The sequence below is a fragment of the Pseudomonas sp. AOB-7 genome, from assembly GCF_003696305.1.
Taxonomy (GTDB): Bacteria; Pseudomonadota; Gammaproteobacteria; order Pseudomonadales; family Pseudomonadaceae; genus Aquipseudomonas.
In genome coordinates this window covers 1-19,238 of sequence record NZ_RFFK01000024.1, presented here as the reverse complement: position 1 = coordinate 19,238, position 19,238 = coordinate 1, and the positions used below count along the sequence as shown (strand labels likewise).

16 protein-coding genes and 1 pseudogene are annotated in these 19,238 nt (G+C 68.3%); 11 read left to right on the top strand and 6 right to left on the bottom strand.

Going from position 1 to position 19,238, the window contains the following annotated elements; translation table 11 throughout:
• The 5 genes from EA796_RS22550 to EA796_RS22525 form a co-directional block, all read left to right on the top strand.
• Positions 1–291: aconitase family protein (locus tag EA796_RS22550; RefSeq protein ID WP_256679244.1), on the top strand; the 291-nt coding region annotated here is incomplete at its 5' end.
• A 239-nt stretch (positions 292–530) separates the two neighbouring features.
• On the top strand, positions 531–1,148 hold the full coding sequence (gene imuA / locus EA796_RS22545) for a translesion DNA synthesis-associated protein ImuA (RefSeq protein ID WP_122110247.1): 618 nt from the start codon (positions 531–533) through the stop codon (positions 1,146–1,148).
• A 1-nt stretch (position 1,149) separates the two neighbouring features.
• On the top strand, positions 1,150–2,571 hold the full coding sequence (locus EA796_RS22540; RefSeq protein WP_122110246.1) for a DNA polymerase Y family protein: 1,422 nt from the start codon (positions 1,150–1,152) through the stop codon (positions 2,569–2,571).
• The gene (locus tag EA796_RS22535; RefSeq protein WP_122110245.1) at positions 2,568–5,648 is read left to right on the top strand and encodes an error-prone DNA polymerase; all 3,081 of its coding nucleotides are present in this window, start codon (positions 2,568–2,570) and stop codon (positions 5,646–5,648) included. Before EA796_RS22540 ends, EA796_RS22535 begins: the two co-directional genes overlap by 4 nt.
• A 483-nt stretch (positions 5,649–6,131) precedes the next feature.
• A complete protein-coding gene (locus EA796_RS22525) occupies positions 6,132–7,718 on the top strand; it encodes an ABC-F family ATPase (protein ID WP_021445232.1) in 1,587 nt (528 codons plus the stop codon).
• A 64-nt stretch (positions 7,719–7,782) separates the two neighbouring features.
• On the opposite strand, the gene EA796_RS22520 is transcribed toward EA796_RS22525, so the two are convergent.
• Positions 7,783–8,391: an FMN-dependent NADH-azoreductase gene (locus EA796_RS22520; protein ID WP_122110243.1), complete on the bottom strand. Its 609-nt coding sequence runs from the start codon at positions 8,389–8,391 to the stop codon at positions 7,783–7,785.
• Positions 8,392–8,509: 118 nt separating this feature from the next.
• On the opposite strand from EA796_RS22520, the gene EA796_RS22515 reads away from it, so the two are divergent.
• Positions 8,510–9,412 (top strand): LysR substrate-binding domain-containing protein, encoded by a 903-nt coding sequence (locus tag EA796_RS22515; RefSeq protein WP_021445234.1) that lies wholly within the window; start codon positions 8,510–8,512, stop codon positions 9,410–9,412.
• A 124-nt stretch (positions 9,413–9,536) separates the two neighbouring features.
• Here the strand turns inward: EA796_RS22515 and EA796_RS22510 are convergent, their stop codons facing one another.
• Complete coding sequence (locus EA796_RS22510; protein ID WP_122110242.1) at positions 9,537–10,856, bottom strand: Na+/H+ antiporter family protein; 1,320 nt, start codon at positions 10,854–10,856, stop codon at positions 9,537–9,539.
• 207 nt (positions 10,857–11,063) lie between these two features.
• Here EA796_RS22510 and EA796_RS22505 point away from each other — a divergent pair.
• Together EA796_RS22505 and EA796_RS22500 are read left to right on the top strand one after the other, a co-directional pair.
• Positions 11,064–13,144, top strand: a pseudogene (locus EA796_RS22505) (methyl-accepting chemotaxis protein).
• A gap of 174 nt (positions 13,145–13,318) precedes the next feature.
• A complete protein-coding gene (locus EA796_RS22500; RefSeq protein ID WP_021445293.1) occupies positions 13,319–13,915 on the top strand; it encodes an NADPH-dependent FMN reductase in 597 nt (198 codons plus the stop codon).
• Between the two features lie 24 nt (positions 13,916–13,939).
• On the opposite strand, the gene EA796_RS22495 is transcribed toward EA796_RS22500, so the two are convergent.
• Genes EA796_RS22495 through EA796_RS22480 form a run of 4 tightly spaced genes read right to left on the bottom strand, consistent with a single transcriptional unit; the run spans position 13,940 to position 16,540 of the window.
• Complete coding sequence (locus EA796_RS22495) at positions 13,940–15,253, bottom strand: sensor histidine kinase (protein ID WP_122110241.1); 1,314 nt, start codon at positions 15,251–15,253, stop codon at positions 13,940–13,942.
• Positions 15,250–15,918: a response regulator transcription factor gene (locus EA796_RS22490; protein WP_122110240.1), complete on the bottom strand. Its 669-nt coding sequence runs from the start codon at positions 15,916–15,918 to the stop codon at positions 15,250–15,252. The genes EA796_RS22495 and EA796_RS22490 overlap by 4 nt, the downstream gene beginning before the upstream one ends.
• A complete protein-coding gene (locus EA796_RS22485) occupies positions 15,918–16,232 on the bottom strand; it encodes a PepSY domain-containing protein (RefSeq protein ID WP_122110239.1) in 315 nt (104 codons plus the stop codon). The genes EA796_RS22490 and EA796_RS22485 overlap by 1 nt, the downstream gene beginning before the upstream one ends.
• Positions 16,232–16,540 carry a PepSY domain-containing protein gene (locus EA796_RS22480; protein WP_021444056.1) on the bottom strand — a complete coding sequence of 103 codons (309 nt, stop codon included), beginning with the start codon at positions 16,538–16,540 and terminating at the stop codon, positions 16,232–16,234. The genes EA796_RS22485 and EA796_RS22480 overlap by 1 nt, the downstream gene beginning before the upstream one ends.
• A gap of 150 nt (positions 16,541–16,690) precedes the next feature.
• On the opposite strand from EA796_RS22480, the gene EA796_RS22475 reads away from it, so the two are divergent.
• The 3 genes from EA796_RS22475 to queD are packed head-to-tail and all read left to right on the top strand — an operon-like array spanning position 16,691 to position 19,067.
• Positions 16,691–17,770 (top strand): patatin-like phospholipase family protein, encoded by a 1,080-nt coding sequence (locus EA796_RS22475; RefSeq protein ID WP_122110238.1) that lies wholly within the window; start codon positions 16,691–16,693, stop codon positions 17,768–17,770.
• A gap of 49 nt (positions 17,771–17,819) precedes the next feature.
• Positions 17,820–18,656 (top strand): hypothetical protein, encoded by an 837-nt coding sequence (locus EA796_RS22470; RefSeq protein WP_122110237.1) that lies wholly within the window; start codon positions 17,820–17,822, stop codon positions 18,654–18,656.
• Between the two features lie 54 nt (positions 18,657–18,710).
• Entirely contained in the window at positions 18,711–19,067 is a 357-nt protein-coding gene (gene queD, locus EA796_RS22465) for a 6-carboxytetrahydropterin synthase QueD (RefSeq protein WP_021444059.1), read from the top strand.
• Positions 19,068–19,238 lie beyond the last annotated feature (171 nt).

Genomic DNA, 19,238 nt, shown 5'->3' with positions numbered 1-19,238 from the left:
CTGTGCATGGGTAACCAGGCGCGCGTCGCCGCCAACTCTACCGTGGTATCGACCTCCACCCGTAACTTCCCGAACCGTCTGGGCGATGGCGCTAACGTGTACCTGGCCTCTGCCGAACTGGCCGCGGTCGCCTCGATTCTCGGCAAGCTGCCGACCGTCGAGGAGTACATGGTCTACGCCAAGGATATCGACAGCATGGCTGGCGACATCTACCGCTACCTGAGCTTCGACCAGATCGCCGACTTCCGCGAAGCAGCGGCCAACGCCAAGATCCCGCTCGTGCCGGCCTGATCCCAGCGCTGTAGAACAAGCTCCGCCCCGTGCGGGGCTTGTTTATTGGGTGGCATATCGCGCGCCATACGGCGCGCCGCCAACCACTGAGCCTGCAATCTAGCGCGGCAAGATCTCTCCTGGATTTCACTGCTCATGGCCGGCGTACCCGAGGGGCCCACCGACGGCCGGCGGCTTGACCGGGTGCCGGGCAAACCGAATACTGTACATATAAACAGTATTCGGACGATTTCAACGCCATGCCTTCCGTGGTCGCCCTCGAGCACCTCTTCGACAGCCGCCGCCTCTGGCGCGCCCAGGACGTTGCCCGCACGCCCAGCCGCCAAACGACCGGCCATGCCGCGCTGGACGCCCTGCTGCCCGGCGGCGGCTGGCCCGAGGCGGCGCTGAGCGAGCTGCTGGTGGCCGCCCCCGGTATCGGCGAACTGCGCCTGCTGTGGCCAACCCTGGCGCGTCTGACCCAGGCCGGCGAGCGCGTAGTGCTGGTCGCCCCGCCCCATCTGCCCTACCCCCAGGCCTGGCTGGCGGCGCAGGTCGATCTGCGCCAGCTGAGCATCGTCCATGCCCAGGGGCGCGACGCGCTGTGGGCGGCCGAGCAATGCCTGCGCTCGGGCAGTTGCGGCGCGGTGCTGTGCTGGCCGCAGCAGGCCGAGGATCGCGCCCTGCGCCGCCTGCAGGTGGCGGCCGAGACCGGGCAGACCCTGGCCTTCGCCTACCGCCCGCTGGGCGAGGCGATCAACCCCTCGCCGGCGGCCCTGCGCCTGGCCATCGAGGCCCGGCCGGCGCAGCTGCGCGTACTCAAGTGCCGCGGCGGCCTGGCGCCGGCGCAACCGCTGCCGGCCGCGGCCTGGTCCTGAAATGAACCCGCTCTGGGCCTGCATCCTGCTGCCGCAGCTGGCGCTCGATGGCGTTATGCGCCAGCGTGCCGAAACGGCCGAGCCGCTGGTGCTGCTCGGCGGCCCGCCGCAGCGGCGCGTGCTGCAGGCGGTCAACCCGGCGGCGCGCGCGCTGGGCCTCAAGCCCAGGCAGCTGCTCAGCGCGGCCCAGGCGCTGACCCGCGGCTTCGCCAGCGCCGACTACGACCTCGCCGCCATCGAGCGCTGGCAGCAGTTTCTCGCCGCCTGGGCCTATGGTTTCAGCGCCCAGGTCAGCCTGCACTACCCGCGCTGTCTGCTGCTGGAGGTGGGCTCCAGCCTGGGGCTGTTCGGCCCCTGGCCGCGCTTCGAGGCGCGCCTGCGCCGGGAGCTGGGCGAGCTGGGTTTCCAGCAGCGCATCACCCTGGCGCCCAACCCGGTCGCCGCGCGCATGCTGGCCAACGTCCACGACGGTCTGGCGATCGGCGACGCGGCCGAGCTGCGCGCCGCGCTCGAGCGCTTGCCGGTGGAGCGCATCGGCCTGTCCCGCGAGACCGCCTCCGCCCTCGCCCGCATGGGCCTGCGCAGCCTGCAGCAGTTGCTCGCCCTGCCGCGTGACGGCCTGGCGCGGCGCTTTCCGGCCGAGCTGCTGCGCCACCTCGACAGCCTGCTCGGCGAACGGGCGCTGGCCCTGGAGTTCTACCGCCCGCCGGATCGTTTCGATGCGCGTATCGAGCTCAACTTCGAGGTCGAGTCACACCAGGCGTTGCTGTTTCCGCTGCGCCGCCTGACCGCCGATCTGGCCGCCTACCTGGCCGGGCGCGACAGCGGCGTGCAGCGCTTCACCCTGCATCTAGAGCACCGCAATCGCCCGGCCAGCCAGCTGGTGGTGGGCCTGCTCAGCGCCGAGCGCGATCCGGCCATGCTGCTGGAGCTGACCCGCGGCCGCCTGGAGCAGCTGCAACTGCCGGCGCCGGTACTGGCGCTGCGCCTGGAGGCCCGCGAGTTGCCCGCCTTCGCCCCGCAGCACCGCCAGCTGTTCGACGAGCGACCGCAGCAGTCGCTGCCCTGGGAGCAACTGCGCGAACGCCTGCGCGCCCGCCTCGGCGACGAGGCGGTGCAGGGCCTCGGCGCCCGCGCCGATCACCGCCCGGAGCTGAGCTGGCAGGCCGAGAGCGACCGGCATACGCCATCGCTGCCCAGCGTCGGGCCGCGTCCCGGCTGGCTGCTGGGCGAACCTCAGCCGCTGGCCGAGGCCGGCCTGCTGATCCTCGCCGGGCCCGAGCGCATCGAATCCGGCTGGTGGGACGGCGGCGACCTGCGCCGCGACTATTACCTGGTGCAAACCCGCAGCGGCCAGCGCGCCTGGGCCTTTCGCCCGGTCGGCGGCGCAGGGCCGCTGCAGCTGCACGGCTGGTTCGCATGACGCCCGACTACGCCGAGCTGCACTGCCTGTCCAATTTCAGCTTTCAACGTGGAGCCTCCAGCGCCCGCGAGCTGTTCGAGCGCGCCGCGCGCCTCGGCTACCGGGCCCTGGCGATAACCGACGAATGCACGCTCGCCGGCATCGTGCGCGCCTGGCAGGCGGCCAGGGAGAACGGCCTGGCGCTGATCGTCGGCAGCGAGATGCCCATCGAGGGCGGCCCCAAGCTGGTGCTGCTGGCCGAGGACCTGGCCGGCTACCAGGCGCTGTGCCGGCTGATCACCGTCGCCCGGCGCCGCGCCGAGAAGGGTCGCTACCGCCTGCTGCGCGAGGACTTCGACACGCCGCTGGCCGGCCTGCTGGCGATCTGGCTGGCCGAACCGCAGGCCAGCAAGCACGAGGGCAGCTGGTTGCGCCAGCGTTTTGCCGACCGCCTGTGGCTGGGCATCGAACTGCACCGCGGCGCCGACGATGCCGCTCGCCTGCGCCAGTTGCAGGCCCTGGCCGCGCGCCTGCAGATTCCCGCCCTGGCCTGCGGCGACGTGCATATGCACGCCCGCGGCCGCCGCGCCCTGCAGGACTGCATGACCGCCATCCGCCAGCATCTGCCGGTGGCCGAAGCCGGCGCCTGGCTGTTTCCCAACGGCGAACGCCACCTGCGCCGCCGCGAGGAGCTGGCCGAGCTGTATCCGCAGGAATTGCTCGACGAGACGCTACGGGTGGCCGAACGCTGCCGCTTTGATCTGGGCCAATTGAAGTATCAGTACCCGCACGAGCTGGTGCCGGCTGGCCACGACGCCAGCTCCTGGCTGCGTCATCGGGTCGAACAAGGCCTGCACTGGCGCTGGCCGAACGGCGCCAGCGCCAAGGTGCGGGCACAGGTCGAGCACGAGCTGCAGCTGATCGCCGAGTTGCAGTACGAGAGCTACTTTCTTACCGTGCACGACATCGTCCGCTGGGCCCGCGAGCAGCACATCCTCTGCCAGGGCCGCGGCTCGGCGGCCAACTCCACGGTGTGCTTCGCCCTCGGCATCACCGAACTGAACCCGGACGGCTCGGGCAGCCGGCTGCTGTTCGAGCGTTTCCTCTCGCGCGAGCGCAACGAGCCGCCGGATATCGATGTCGACTTCGAGCACGAGCGCCGCGAGGAAGTCATCCAGTACGTGTTTCGCCGCTATGGCCGCCAGCGCGCCGCACTGACCGCGGTGGCCAGCACCTACCACGGCGCTGGCGCGCTGCGCGACGTGGCCAAGGCGCTCGGCCTGCCGCCCGATCAGGTCGGCGCCCTGGCCGACTGCTGCGGGCGCTGGAGCGACCGCATGCCGGACGCCGAGCGCCTGCGCGAGGCCGGCTTCGACCCGGACAGCCCGTCACTACACCGCATCCTCACCCTGGCCGGCGAGCTGATCGGCTTTCCCCGTCACCTGTCGCAGCACCCGGGCGGCTTCGTCATCTCCGAACACCCGCTGCAGACCCTGGTGCCGGTGGAGAACGCCAGCATGGCCGAGCGCACCGTGATCCAGTGGGACAAGGACGACCTCGACCTGGTCGGCCTGCTCAAGGTCGATATCCTCGCCCTCGGCATGCTCAGCGCACTGCGTCGCTGCTTCGCCCTGATCGAGCGCTACCGCGGCACGCGCTGGACCCTGGCCGGCCTGCCGCAGGAAGATGCGGCGACCTACGCCATGATCAGCCGCGCCGACACCGTCGGCGTGTTCCAGATCGAGTCGCGCGCGCAGATGGCCATGCTGCCGCGCCTGCGCCCGCAGAAGTTCTACGACCTGGTGATCCAGGTCGCCATCGTCCGTCCCGGGCCGATCCAGGGCGACATGGTCCATCCCTACCTGCGCCGGCGCAACGGCGAGGAGGCGGTGGAATACCCTTCAGACGAATTACGACCGGTGTTCGAACGCACCCTCGGCGTGCCGCTGTTTCAGGAACAGGTGATGGAACTGGCCATGGTCGCCGCCGACTACAGCCCCGGCGAGGCCGACGAACTGCGCCGCTCGATGGCCGCCTGGAAGCGCCATGGCGGGCTGGAGCCGCATCGCCAGCGGCTGACCTCGCGCATGCTGGAAAAAGGCTACACGGCGGAATTCACCGCGCGCATCTTCCGCCAGATCGAGGGCTTCGGCAGCTACGGCTTCCCCGAGTCCCACGCCGCCAGCTTCGCCCTGCTCACCTACGCCAGCTGCTGGCTGAAATGCCACGAGCCGGCCGCCTACGCCTGCGCCCTGGTCAACAGCTGGCCGATGGGCTTCTACAGCCCCGACCAGGTGCTGCAGGACGCTCGCCGCCACGGCATCGAGGTGCGCCCGGCGGACGTGCGCCACAGCGCCTGGGACTGCAGCCTGGAGCCAAGCGGCGGCGAGCAGCCGGCGATCCGCCTGGGGCTGCGCCTGCTGCGCGGCTTTCGCGAGGAGGCTGCCAAACGCATCGAGGCGGCGCGGCAGGCGGCGCCCTTCAAGGATGTGGACGACCTGTGCCGACGCGCCGCACTGGATGCCCGCGCGCGCGAATGCCTGGCCGATGCCGGCGCCCTGCGCGGTTTGGCCGGCGACCGTTACCGCGCCCGCTGGGCGGTGGCCGGGGTGGAGCCGCAGCTGCCGCTGTTCGCCGGCCATCCGAGCCGCGAGGAACCCGTGGCGCTGCCGCAACCCACGGTCGGCGAAGACCTGCTGACGGATTACGCCACCTTCGGCACCACCCTCGGCCCGCACCCGCTGGCGCTGCTGCGCGAACGGCTGAGGGCCAGGCGCTGCCGCAGCTCGCGTGAGCTGGGCGCGGTCGAACACGGCCGCCCGGTCAGCGTCGCCGGCCTGGTGATCGGCCGCCAGCGCCCGCAGACCGCCAGCGGGGTGATCTTCGTCACCCTGGAAGACGAGTTCGGCATGGTCAACGTGGTGGTCTGGCATGACCTGGCCGAGCGCCAGCGCCGGGTGCTGCTGCAGGCACGGCTGCTGCGCATCGACGGTCACCTGGAAAGCGCCGACGGCGTGCGCCACGTCATCGCCGGGCGCCTGGTCGACCTGAGCCCGCTGCTGACCGGGCTCGACGTGAAGAGTCGGGATTTCCACTAGGGTGTCGACAGCCGGAAGAAAGAAAATCCCGACCTGACGCCCGAGAACGCGCACTGCCGACAAAGCCCGCCCGACAAGATGACGCCGCGCATCGCCAAGCTGAGCAAGCTGGCTTCGGCATCGCCATCCGCCGAACGCCCTTTCGTCTTTCCGTGGCGCAAGCGCGGGCTGTGGATCATGCCGCCAAGTGGTACCATTGCGCGCTTCACGCCGCGCTGGCTGCCCAGGGCATCCCCAAGCGCCGGCGATACGACGCCCGACAGACCACGCCAACACATGCCTGACGACAGGCCGGCCCCCATGGCTTCAGCGCAAGCCGGCCCGGGGCACCGCGTGTGGATGTTCCTCGACCTATACCCAGCGGCTGAACTCGGCCTTCAACAGGAACGAGTTCGCCCAGCTGCCTGCCACAAGCGACGTGGCGGGCGCGGGTGCAGGAACCGGGAAAGGCGATTAACCACCGCAGCCCCGCAGGACAAGCAATTGATCTCCACCGCTAATATCACCATGCAGTTCGGCGCCAAGCCGCTGTTCGAGAACGTTTCCGTCAAGTTCGGCAACGGCAACCGCTACGGCCTGATCGGCGCCAACGGCTGCGGCAAGTCGACCTTTATGAAGATCCTCGGCGGCGATCTGGAGCCGTCCGGCGGCCAGGTGATGCTCGAACCCAACGTGCGCCTGGGCAAGCTGCGCCAGGACCAGTTCGCCTACGAAGAATTCAACGTGATCGACACCGTGATCATGGGCCACGAGGAGCTGTGGAAGGTCAAAGCCGAGCGCGATCGCATCTACTCGCTGGCGGAAATGAGCGAAGAAGACGGCATGAAGGTCGGCGAGCTGGAGGGCGAGTTCGCCGAGATGGACGGCTACACCGCCGAATCCCGCGCCGGCGAACTGCTGCTGGGCCTGGGGATTCCGCTGGAGCAGCACTTCGGCCCGATGAGCGAAGTGGCGCCGGGCTGGAAGCTGCGCGTGCTGCTGGCCCAGGCGCTGTTCTCCGATCCGGACGTGCTGCTGCTCGACGAGCCGACCAACCACCTGGATATCAACACCATCCGCTGGCTGGAAAACATCCTCACGGCGCGTAACAGCACCATGATCATCATTTCCCACGACCGTCACTTCCTCAACTCGGTCTGCACCCACATGGCCGACCTGGATTACGGCGAGCTGCGCCTGTTCCCCGGCAACTACGACGAGTACATGACCGCCGCGACCCAGTCGCGCGAGCAGCTCTTGGCCGACAACGCCAAGAAGAAGGCGCAGATCGCCGAGCTGCAGACCTTCGTCAGCCGTTTCTCGGCCAACGCCTCCAAGGCCAAGCAGGCCACTTCGCGCGCCAAGCAGATCGACAAGATCCAGCTGGCCGAGGTCAAGCCGTCCAGCCGGGTCAGCCCGTTCATCCGCTTCGAGCAGAACAAGAAGCTGCACCGCCAGGCCGTGACCATCGAGAAGGTCTCCAAGGCCTTCGACGACAAGGTGCTGTTCAAGAACTTCAGCTTCACCGTCGAAGCCGGCGAGCGCGTCGCCATCATCGGCCCCAACGGCATCGGCAAGACCACCCTGCTGCGTACCCTGGTCGGCGAAATGGCGCCGGATGCCGGCGCGGTGAAGTGGACGGAAAGCGCCGAGGTCGGCTACTACGCCCAGGATCACGCCCACGACTTCGAAGACGACGTCAGCCTGTTCGACTGGATGGGCCAGTGGACCACCGGCGAGCAGACCATCCGCGGCACCCTGGGGCGCATGCTGTTCTCCAACGACGAGATCCTCAAATCGGTCAAGGTCATCTCCGGCGGCGAACAGGGCCGCATGCTGTTCGGCAAGCTGATCCTGCAAAAGCCCAACGTGCTGGTGATGGACGAGCCGACCAACCACCTCGACATGGAATCGATCGAGGCGCTCAACCTGGCGCTGGAGAACTACCCCGGCACGCTGATCTTCGTCAGCCACGACCGCGAGTTCGTCGGCTCCCTGGCCACCCGCATCATCGAGCTGTCGGACAACGGCGTGACCGACTTCAGCGGCACCTACGACGACTACCTGCGCAGCCAGGGCGTGATCGTCTGATCCAGCGCTCCGCGCAGCAACGACAAAGCCCGCCGAAGCGGGCTTTGTCGTTTCAGCCTGCCGCTCAGGCGGTGGCGAACAGCTCGGCGATCCGCTGTGCGGCGCCGCTCAGCGCCGCGGCACGCGGCTCCTCGCCATAGGCCAGGCCTTCGGCACGGACGATCTCGATGTCATCGATACCGAGGAAGTTCAGCACCCGCACCAGGTAGTCCTCGTGTGCCTGGCCCGAGGGTTGACCGGCATGGATGCCGCCGGCGCTCGAGGCGATCACCACCGTCTTGCCGCCCGCCAGCCCGACCGGGCCGTTCTCGCCGTAGCTGAAGGTCTTGCCGGCGATCGCGACGCGGTCGATCCAGGCCTTGAGCTGGCTCGGAATCGCGAAGTTGTACATCGGCGCACCGATGACGATGGCGTCGGCGGCGAGGAATTCCTCCAGGGTGCGCTCGGCCAGTTCGGTCTCGTGGCGCTGGGCGGCGTCGCGCAGCTCGGCCGGGGTGCCGGCTGCCACCAGGCTGGCGGCGGACAGATGGCTGAGCGCGTCGCTGGCCAGATCGCGGTAGCTGACCTGAGTACCAGGCACCGCCGCCGTCCAGGCCTCGACCACGGCTCGGCTGAGCTGGCGGGAGGCAGAGGACTCACCGAGGATGCTTGAATCGAGGTGCAACAGTTTCATGGGGCTCTCCAAATGGGCGCGCGTTTCGCGACGAGATGGCAGAGATGCTATTCATGGAGCCAATGCACGATAAGACCGGAAAAATGCGATAGTTCGTCCCACCTATAGGACGATTACCATGCACGACCTCAACGATCTGTTCTACTTCGCCAAGGTGGTGGAAGCCGGTGGCTTCGCCGCGGCCGGCCGCGCACTGGGCATTCCCAAGTCGCGTCTGTCGCGGCGCATCGCCGAACTGGAGAACCGCCTGGGCGCCCGCTTGCTGCAACGAACCACGCGCAAGCTGGTGCTGACCGATATCGGCGAACGTTACCTGCGCCACTGCCAGGCCATGTTGCTGGAGGCCGAACAGGCCGAGGAGACGGTGGCCAGCCTGACCAGCGAACCGCGCGGCCGGGTGCGCTTTTCCACCCCCAGCGGGCTGGCCCTGCTGCCCGGGCTGATCAACGACTTCCTCATCCGCTACCCCAAGGTGCAGCTGGAAATCCTGCAGACCAGCCGCCGCGTCGACCTGTTCAATGAAGCCGTGGACGTGGCGCTGCGGGTACGCAACCTCGACGACGAGGAGCCGGGGCTGATCACCCGCCGCCTGGTGCCGGCACGCGCCCACGTGGTGGCGCGCCCCGATCTGCTCTGCGGCGCGCGCATCGAGCACCCCAGAGACCTGCAACGCCTGCCGGCGCTCGGCGCCCTCGGCGCCGATCGGCGCATCCACCTGCGCTTTCACCACAACACCACGCAGGAGGCCCACGAAGTCGCGCTGGAAGCCAGGCTGGGCATCGACGACTTCGCCGTTCGCAAGCAGGCAGCCCTGGCCGGCCTGGGCATCACCCTGCTGCCCACCACCTTCTGCCACGAAGAGCTGGCCGACGGTCGTCTGCTGGCGCTACTGCCGGCCTGGAGCGTGCCCCAGGGCCACGTGCAGCTGGCCTACAGCCACCGGCGCGGCCTGTCGCCCGCGGTGCGCGCCTGGATCGAGCACCTGAGCGAGGCGATCAAGCGCTGGGACTTTCCGCTCTGACTCAGATAGGCGACCGACGCCCGCGGTGGTGGCCTGAACGAAAACGGGGCTACCGATGTACCGGCAGCCCCGTGCAGGAATCAAGCGCTCCGTGGCGCCGGACACTTGAGCCGGCGCGGACTCGTCACAGCAGCATGGCGGCGGCCCAACCGAACGCCAGCAGCGGCAGGTTGTAATGCAGGAAGGTGGGCACCACGCTGTCCCAGATATGGTTGTGCTGACCGTCGACGTTGAGCCCGGCGGTCGGGCCGAGGGTCGAGTCGGAGGCCGGCGAGCCGGCATCGCCGAGGGCGCCGGCGGTGCCGACGATGCAGACGATGGCCAGCGGGCTGAAGCCCAGCTGCACGCCCAGCGGCACGAAGATCGCCGCGATGATCGGGATGGTGGAGAAGGACGAGCCGATGCCCATGGTCACCAGCAGGCCGACCAGCAGCATCAGCAGCGCGCCGATCGCCTTGTCGTGGCCGATCAGCGCGGCGGCGCCGTCGACCAGGGTCTTGACCTCGCCGGTGGCCTTCATCACCTCTGCGAAACCGGCGGCGGCGATCATGATGAAGCCGATCATCGCCATCATCTTCATGCCCTCGGTGAACAGCCCGTCGGCCTCCTTCCAGCGCACCACGCCGGACACCGAGAAGATCACGAAGCCGGCCAGGGCGCCGATGATCATCGAGTCCAGCCACAGCTGCACGACGAACGCCGCGGCGATGGCCACGCCGGCCACCAGCAGGCTCAGCGGGTTGTACTGCACGTCGACGCGCTCGGCCTGCTCGATCTTCGCCAGGTCGTAGACGCGCTTGCCGCGGTAGCTGAAGAACACCGCCACGAGCAGGCCGAAGAGCATGCCCAGCGCCGGGATGGCCATGGCCTGGGTGATGTTCACGCCGCTGACGTCCACCCCGGACTTGGCCACGTTGGCCAGCAGGATGTCGTTGAGGAAGATGCCGCCGAAGCCCACCGGCAGGAACATGTAGGGGGTGATCAGGCCGAAGGTCAGCACGCAGGCGATCAGGCGGCGGTCGAGCTGCAGCTTGCTCAGCACGTAGAGCAGCGGCGGCACCAGCAGCGGGATGAAGGCGATATGGATCGGCAGGATGTTCTGCGAGGAAATCGCCACCGCCAGCAGCAGCGCGATCAGCAACCACTTGAGCAGGCCGCCACCGGCCGCGTCCTGCTGGCCGACCAACGCCAGCGCCTTGTCCGCCAGGGCATGGGCCAGGCCGGACTTGGCGATGGCCACGGCGAAGGCGCCGAGCAGCGCATAGGACAGCGCCACCGTGGCGCCGCCGCCGAGGCCCTGGTTGAAGGCGCTCAGCGTGCCCTCCACGCCCAGGCCGCCGAGCAGGCCGCCGGCCAGCGCGCCGATGATCAGCGCCACCACCACGTGCACCCGGCACAGGCTGAGGATCAGCATGATGCCGACCGCCGCTATTACTGCGTTCATAAACCGCTCCACCTACAGAAATGCCGGCGCAGGCGCCGGGCCGAAAAAAGCCGCGTACTCTGCCGCATGCGGCCACGGCTGTCAAAAACGCAGGCGTTCAGAATTTCGAGCGAAACGTGCATAATCCCGATCCCGCACGCGCGCCGATCAAGAAAGCCGCCGGCGTACCGATAACCAGCCGTAGTCCATCGAAGAAAGGAACGCCCCATGCTGTTCAGCCGTCTTTCGATCCAATGGAAGATCACCCTGCTCGCCGGCCTCTGTCTGCTCGCCATCGTCACCCTGCTGGTGGGCGCCTCGCAGTACCAGTCCAGCCGCAGCGCCGGCCTGGTGCGCGAGGCCTCGTACGGCATGCTGGAGGAAAGCGCCAAGCTGCGCCTGCAGGCGCGCGGCGAGCTGCAGGCGATCCGCATTCAGCGCTACTTCATGGACGCCTACCAGTACGGCAAGGGCTTCTCGCGGCAGATCCTGTTCCTCCGCGAACAGGCGGAAAAGCGCTTTCTCGATGCCTTCGACCTGCGCGAGGACCTGACCCGCCAGGTGCGCACCAGCCTGGAGGCCAACCCCGCGCTGCTCGGTCTGTACCTGGTGTTCGAGCCCAACGCGCTGGACGGCAAGGACGAACTCTTCGCCGACCAGGCCGAACTGGGCAGCAACGACGCCGGGCGCTTCTCGCTGTACTGGGCGCAGCCCACCCCCGGCACGCTGGAATCCGAGTCGATGCCCGAGGAAATGCTCGCCGACGCCACGCCCGGCGCCAACGGCGTGCCCTACAACGCCTGGTACACCTGCCCGCGCGACACTCGCCAGGCCTGCGTGCTGGAGCCTTACTACGACGAGGTCGGCGGCCAGCAGACGCTGATGACCAGCATCGCCTTCCCGCTGGAGCTGGACGGCAAGGTGATCGGCGTGATGGGCGTCGACATCAGCCTGGCCAGCCTGCAGCAGATCAGCCAGGAGGCCAATCGCGAGCTCTACGACGGCCAGGGCCACATCAGCATCCTCAGCCCCGCCGCCCTGCTCGCCGGCCACAGCCGCGACGGCGCGCTGCTCAGCCAGGCGGTGGACAAGGCCTACGGCGAGCATGCCGGCGAGCTGCGCAGCCTGATCCAGGCCGGCAGCGCCGCGGAGCTGGACCACGGCGAGATGTTGCGGGTGCTCAGCCCGTTCCAGCCGATCCCCGAGGCCAAGCCCTGGAGCGTGCTGGTGGAGGTGCCGGAGCAGGTGCTGCTGGCACGCGCCATCGAGCTCGGCCAGCAGCTCGACCAGCGCCGCGCCGGCGACAGCCTGCAGGCGCTGCTGCTCGGCCTGCTGGCGGTGCTCGCCGGCCTGCTGCTGATGTGGCTGACCGCCCGCGGCGTGACCCGACCGATTCTCGGCGTGGCCGCCATGCTCAAGGACATCGCCAGCGGCGAAGGCGACCTCACCCGCCGCCTGCACTATGCCAAGCAGGACGAACTGGGCGAGCTGGCCGGCTGGTTCAACCGCTTCCTCGACAAGCTGCAGCCGATCATCGCCGACGTCAAAAGCAGCGTGCTCGACGCCCGCGGCACCGCCGACCAGTCCGCCGCCATCGCCAGCCAGACCAGTGCCGGCATGCAGCAGCAATACCGCGAGGTGGATCAGGTGGCCACCGCCTTCCAGGAAATGAGCGCCACCGCCCAGGATGTCGCGCACAACGCCGCCCAGGCCGCCGAGGCCGCGCGCAACGCCGACCAGGCCAGCCGCGAGGGCCTGCAGGTGATCGACAAGACCACCAGCACCATCGAGCTGCTGGCCAACGAGATGAACGTGGCCATGCAGGAGGTCGAAGGCCTGGCCAGCAGCAGCGAGCAGATCGGCTCGGTGCTCGAGNCGCCGGCGAGGCCGGGCGCGGTTTCGCCGTGGTCGCCGACGAAGTGCGCAACCTGGCCAAGCGCACCCAGGACTCGGTGGAGGAAATCCGCCAGGTGATCGAGGGCCTGCAAAACGGCACTCGCGAAGTGGTCAGCACCATGCACAGCAGCCATCGCCAGGCCCAGGGCAGCGTCGAACAGGTGCAGCAGGCGGTGGCGGCGCTGCAGCGCATCGGCCAGGCGGTCGGCCTGATCACCGACATGAACCTGCAGATCGCCAGCGCCGCCGAGGAGCAGAGCTCGGTGGCCGAGGAGATCAACCGCAACGTCGCCTCGATCCGCGACGTCACCGAGGCCATCAGCAGCCAGGCCGCGGAATCGGCGCAGGTCAGCCAGAACCTCAATCGCCTGGCCAACCACCAGCAGGGTCTGATGGACCAGTTCCGCGTGTGACGCGAAACGGCCGTCATTCTGGCGGCCGATCCCTTGCCGCGCAGGCAGGCAATGGCCTAGCCTGCGCGTTCTTTTGCGCTATGCCGCCGCCAATCGTGCGCACCTGCAGGTGCGGATCTATTCGCGCCGCGCGCGGTGCATCGCCTCATCCATGCTTCTCAAGGGGGAAACAGCATGCTCAATATCGCCTTAGTCGCCGGGTCCAGCCGCAACAACAGCCAGTCGGGCAAGGTCGCGCGCTTTCTGCGCCAGCGCCTGATCGAACTGGAGCAGACCACGCCGGAGAGCAGTAACGTCATCGACCTGGGCCTGGCCCCGCTGCCGTTGTGGCCGGCTGAAGACAGCGGCCCCTGGGAGCTGTACCGGCAACAACTGGCCGCCGCCGACGCCGTGGTGATCCTCGCCCCGGAGTGGAACGGCATGGCCTGCCCGGCGATCAAGAACTTCTTCATCTACGCCAGCAAGGCCGAACTGGCGCACAAGCCGGGGCTGCTGGTGGGTGTGTCCTCCGGGGTCGGCGGCGCCTACCCGATCAGCGAGCTGCGCGCCTCCAGCTACAAGAACTGCCGCCTGTGCTACCTGCCGGAGCACCTGATCGTGCGCCAGGTGGAGAAGGTGTTGAACGGCCCGCAGGCGGCGGACGAGGCCGATGAGCGCATCCGCGCGCGCATCGACTACGCCCTCGATGTCCTGGTGCGCTACGCCCGCGCCCTGCAGCCGGTACGCGAGGCCATCGGTTTCGACAACCCGGCCTTTGCCAACGGCATGTGATGCTCTGACTGAATGCAGGCGGGCTCAGCGCCGCGGCAGACTGATCGCCACCCGCAGCCCGCCCAGCGGGCTGTCCTGCAGCTCGATGCGGCCATCCCAGGCCTCGACTATGTCGCGCACTATGCCCAGGCCCAGGCCGTGCCCGGCGACCTGCTCGTCCAGGCGGGTGCCACGGCCGAGCACCGCCTCGCGCCGCTCGGCGTCGATGCCCGGGCCGTCGTCGTCGACGCACAGCAGATAGCCCGCGGCGCCCTCTTCGATGGACAGCCGCACCCGCCGTTCGGCCCATTTGCAGGCGTTGTCCAGCAGGTTGCCGAGCAGCTCCAGCAGGTCCTCGCGATCGCGCGGCAGCACCAGCCCCGCGGGCGCCTGCCAATCCAGGTCGAGGCCGCGGTCGTGGATCATCGCCAGGGTGGCGAACAAACCGGGCAGCTCCTGCGCGCAGTCGAAACGCGCCCCCGGCAGCGCCTCGCCGGCCAGGCGGGCGCGGCCGAGCTCGCGGCTCAGGCGTTGTTCGATCTGCGTCAGTTGCTCGCGCAGGCTGGCGCGCAACGCCGGGTACGCCGCCAGTTCGTCGCGTCCGGCCAGGCTGATCAGCACCGCCAGCGGCGTCTTCAGCGCATGACCGAGGTTGCCCAGGGCGTTGCGCGAGCGTTTCAGGGTGTCTTCGGTATGGGCCAGCAGGTGGTTGATCTGCGCCACCAGCGGCTCCAGCTCCTCCGGCACCTCGGCGTCCAGCTCGCTGCGCTGGCCCTGCTGCAACTGGACGATCTGCCGGCGCACCTGCTCCAACGGGCGCAGCGCGCGGCGCACGGTGTAGCGCTGGGCGATCAGGATCAGCAGCAGCGCCGCGCCGCCCATGCCCAGGCCCAGCCACTGCATGCGCCGGAAGCTCTGCAGCACCGGCTCGTAGTCCTGCGCCACGCTGATCGACAGCGCCTCGCCGTAACGCCGGTAATCGGCGCGGTAGACCAGCAGGCGCTGGCCCTGCGGACCGTCGCCGAGTTCGGCCTGCATACCCGAGCCTTGCGGCTTGAGTAGTTCGCGGTCCCATAACGAGCGCGAACGCCAGCTGCGGTCGGCAAAGTCGATACGAAAGTAATGCCCGGAAAACTGCCGCTGAAACGACGGATCGAGGCGCCGCTCGTCCAGTTGCAAGCCGGCCGGGCCACGCACCAGGGCGGCGAGCAGGCCCTGCGCCTCGTCGCGCAGATCCTCCTCCAGGTAGGCGCGCAAGCCACGGTCGAACACCCAGAGGCTGGCCTGAGCCAGCACCAGGCCCACCAGCAGCAGGGCGCCGGCCAGACCGAGGCTGAGCCGACGCTGGATCGACCTCAACCCTGCTCCCCGGTGAAACGGTAGCCCTGGCCGCGGCGTGTCTCGATCACGTTGCGCCCCAGCTTGCCGCGCAGGCGGTTGACGTGCACCTCGATGACGTTGGAGTCGCGCTCGGTCTCGCCGTCATACAGGTGATCGGCCAGGTGGCTCTTGGACAGGATCTGCCCCGGATGCAGCATGAAGTAACGCAGCAGACGGAACTCGGCGGCGGTCAAGTCGACGGCCTCGCCGCCGACCGTGACGCACTGGCGGCTCTCGTCCAGTTGCAGGCCGGCGGCCTCCAGTTGCGGCTGGTTGGCCAGGCCATGGGCACGACGCAGCAGCGCCTGGATACGCAGGGCCAATTCCTCAGGATGAAAAGGTTTAGTCAGATAGTCGTCGGCACCGGCCTTGAGGCCTTCGATGCGCTCGGCCCAGGAGCCGCGCGCAGTCAGCACCAGCACCGGCGTGGCCAGGCCGCCGGCACGCCACTGCTGCAACACCTCCAGACCCGGCTTGCCCGGCAGACCGAGGTCGAGAATGATCAGGTCGTAGGGCTCGCTGGCGCCCTGGTAGGCGGCGTCGCGGCCGTCGGTCAGCCAATCCACGGCATAGCCCTGGCGACTGAGGCTGGCCGTCAGCTCGTCGGCCAGCGGCACATGATCTTCCACCAGCAACAGGCGCATCAGTCGTCTTCCTCGTCCTTCAGAATGTTGCCGTCGCGGGCATCCAGCTCCAGCTCGCGTACCACGCCCTGGGTGGTGAGGATTTCCACCTCGTAGACCAGCACGCCGTCCTCCTCCTCCAGCTCCGCCTCCAGCAGGGTGGCGCCCGGATACTGCTGCTCCAGGCGCTGCATCAGCTGCTCGAAGGGCATGATCACACCCTCGCGACGCAGGCGCAGGGCCTCGTCCTGATCGAGATCGCGGGCCACGCCCGGGGCGGCGGCGAGGCTGGCGGCCAGGAGCAACAAAAATGCCGTGGTGCTGCGCAAGCTCATCAATCGTCCTGATGGTTCTTGAGAATTTCGCCGGTGCTGGCATCCAGTTCCAGGTCCCACTGCACGCCTTGCGGATCGCGCAGTTCGATCTGGTAAATGTAGCGACCGTATTCGTCCTCCAGCTCGGTCTCCTCGATGCGCGAGCCCGGGTGCTGGGCCAACGCGGCCTGGTTGAGCAACTCGAAGGATTTGATGGTGCCGGCGTCGCGCAAGCGCAGCGCTTCGTCCGGGCCCAGGTCGCGAGCATGGGCAATGAGGCTGGCACTGGCAAGTGCAGCGATGGCCAGCAGGCGGGTCAACAGGTTCATGGAGCATCCTCCGGAAAGTGATTCGATGCCTGCCACTCTAGGCCCGTGCACTTAATTCAAGCTGAATTGCCGGCGTCATTCAGCCGCTGAAGTCACTTGGCCTGCGCGTCCATGGCCCTATAATCGCCTGCTTGCGTGACGGAGGCAGCGATGAGCGCGATCCATATCAAGTCCCCTGCCCTGACCCTCAGGGCAGGCCCCAGAGCCCTGGTGCGGATTCGCCAGCACGGCCTGAGCCCGGCGGATGTCGGCATCCTGCCGGGCGCCGCGGGCGGGCCCAAGGGCCTCGGCATCCAGGGCCTGGATCTGGCGTTGTTCGGCGACTGGCTGCCGCGCGCGCCGCGCGAACGCGCGCTGATCGGCGCCTCCATCGGTTCCTGGCGTTTCGCCAGCGCCTGCCTGCCGGACGCCGCCGCCGGCATCCGCCGCCTCGGCGAACTCTACACCGCCCAGCGCTTCGCCAAGGGCGTGAGCATGGCCGAGGTGTCCGGCAGCTGCCGCCAGATGCTGCACGAGCTGCTCGCCGACCAGGACGCGGCCATAGTCGCCAACCAGTACCATCGCCTGCATATCGTGGTGGTGAAGAGCCACGGCCTGCTGCAGCACGACCACCGCGGCAAGCTGAGCCTCGGGCTGTCGTCGGTGATCGGCAACAACCTGCTGGCGCGCCAACGTCTGGCGCGTCACTTCGACCGGGTGATCCTGCACGACGCCCGCCAGTTGCCGCCACTGGCGCAACTGCGCGACTTCCGCTCGCACTTTCACGCCCTCACCGCGGAGAACCTGCGCCACGCCCTGCTGGCGTCCGGCTCGATCCCCATGGTGATGGAAGCGATCCGCGAGATTCCCGGGCTAGAGCCCGGCGCCTACCGCGACGGCGGCCTGCTCGACTATCACCTCGACCTGCCCTACAGCGGCGAGGATATCGTGCTTTACCCGCACTTCACCGACCGGGTGATCCCCGGCTGGTTCGACAAGAGCATGCCCTGGCGCCGCGGCGACCGCACTCGCCTGCAGGACGTGCTGCTGCTCGCGCCATCACGCGAGTACCTGGCACGCCTGCCCCACGGCAAGCTGCCCGACCGCAGCGACTTCAAACGCTACCTGGGTGACGACGCCGGCCGTGAACGCTACTGGCGCCAGGCGATGGCGGAAAGCGTGCGACTCGGCGACGAATTCCTCGAACTGGTCGACAGCGGGCGCCTGGGCGAACGCCTGCTGCCCTTGTGATGGACGCGGCCAGCGCCGCTGGTTAGGCTGCTGCAATCAGGGAGGATGCATGAAGCTGGCAGTCGCAATCATCCACGGCATCGGCAACCAGCCCGACAGCCGCGACCACGAGGGACAACACCAGTTCGCCCAGGGTTTGATCCGCGGTTTGCGCCGCCAGTTGGGCGACGACGCCCAGCAGGTGGCGTTCCAGACCCTGTACTGGGCCAGCGTGCTGGATAAACGCGAACACGCCTTCCTCGCCCGCCTCGAGCGCGAACCCGTGCGCTGGCGCTGGTTACGCCGCATCGTCACTCTGTTTCTCGGCGACGCCGCCGGCTACCGCAAGGTCAGCGAGGCCTACGACACCACCTACCAGGAAGTGCACCAGTGCCTGCGCAGCGGCCTCAATGCCCTGCGCGCTCAGGTCGATCCACAGACCCCGCTGCTGGTGCTGACTCACTCCCTGGGCGGGCACATCTTCTCCAACTTCGCCTGGGACCAGCAGAAACTCAACGCTACCCCCAGTTGCCCGCACGACCCCTTCCTGGCCTTGGAAACCCTGGCCGGCATCGTCACCTTCGGCTGCAACATCCCGTTATTCACCTTCGCCTACGACCCGGTGCTGCCAATCCGCTTTCCCGGCCACTGCCTGAGCGACGCGGTACGTCAGCAGGCTCGCTGGTTGAATGTCTACGCACCGGCCGACCCACTCGGCTACCCGCTGCGCGCGATCCCCGCCTACGCCGCCCTGGTGCACGAAGATCGCGCCCTGCCCGTCGGCCCCTGGTACAAACGCCATACACCACTAAGCCATATGGCCTACTGGCACGATCGGCGCTTCCACCGTTACCTGACGCAGCAGATCCGCCGACTGCTGAACGCCCAGGCGTCCGGGCAGACCTGATAAACTGCGCGGCTCAGGGCCTGATCGACGGCCATCTCACGCGAGCGCTGTACTGTGGAATTGTTCAAAGAGTTCATCTTCGAGGCGGCCCACCGCCTGCCCCATGTGCCGGAAGGCCACAAATGCGGTCGTCTGCACGGCCACTCCTTCCGCGTCGCCCTGCATATCGAAGGCGAGGTCGACCCCTATACCGGCTGGATTCGCGACTTCTCCGAGATCAAGGCGATCTTCAAGCCGATCTACGAGCAACTCGACCACAACTACCTGAACGACATCCCCGGCCTGGAAAACCCCACCAGCGAAGTGCTGGCTAAGTGGATCTGGCAACAGGTCAAACCCCTGCTCCCAGAACTGTCGCGCGTGCGCATCCACGAGACCTGCACCAGCGGCTGCGAATACCGCGGCGACTGAGCCATAGAGCAGAAACGACAAGGCCACCTTCGAGGTGGCCTTTTTGTTGGCTATGCATTCGGTAATCGCTACCCTCTGCCGGAGTACCTTAAGCCGCAAAGACCGCAGGGTGCCCCGCGCGCACCGGCCGTTAGCTGCGCCGGCGCTGTTCCAGGTTTTCCCGGCGCAAAG

Coding starts and splice junctions, on each gene's coding strand:
- EA796_RS22485 (WP_122110239.1), bottom strand. CDS start 16,232: ATGAGCTTGCGCAGCACCACGGCATTTTTGTTGCTCCTGGCCGCCAGC.
- EA796_RS22520 (WP_122110243.1), bottom strand. CDS start 8,391: ATGAAACTGTTGCACCTCGATTCAAGCATCCTCGGTGAGTCCTCTGCC.
- EA796_RS22490 (WP_122110240.1), bottom strand. CDS start 15,918: ATGCGCCTGTTGCTGGTGGAAGATCATGTGCCGCTGGCCGACGAGCTG.
- EA796_RS22500 (WP_021445293.1), top strand. CDS start 13,319: ATGCTCAATATCGCCTTAGTCGCCGGGTCCAGCCGCAACAACAGCCAG.
- EA796_RS22510 (WP_122110242.1), bottom strand. CDS start 10,856: ATGAACGCAGTAATAGCGGCGGTCGGCATCATGCTGATCCTCAGCCTG.
- EA796_RS22540 (WP_122110246.1), top strand. CDS start 1,150: ATGAACCCGCTCTGGGCCTGCATCCTGCTGCCGCAGCTGGCGCTCGAT.
- EA796_RS22470 (WP_122110237.1), top strand. CDS start 17,820: ATGAAGCTGGCAGTCGCAATCATCCACGGCATCGGCAACCAGCCCGAC.
- EA796_RS22535 (WP_122110245.1), top strand. CDS start 2,568: ATGACGCCCGACTACGCCGAGCTGCACTGCCTGTCCAATTTCAGCTTT.
- EA796_RS22480 (WP_021444056.1), bottom strand. CDS start 16,540: ATGAACCTGTTGACCCGCCTGCTGGCCATCGCTGCACTTGCCAGTGCC.
- EA796_RS22475 (WP_122110238.1), top strand. CDS start 16,691: ATGAGCGCGATCCATATCAAGTCCCCTGCCCTGACCCTCAGGGCAGGC.
- imuA (WP_122110247.1), top strand. CDS start 531: ATGCCTTCCGTGGTCGCCCTCGAGCACCTCTTCGACAGCCGCCGCCTC.
- EA796_RS22515 (WP_021445234.1), top strand. CDS start 8,510: ATGCACGACCTCAACGATCTGTTCTACTTCGCCAAGGTGGTGGAAGCC.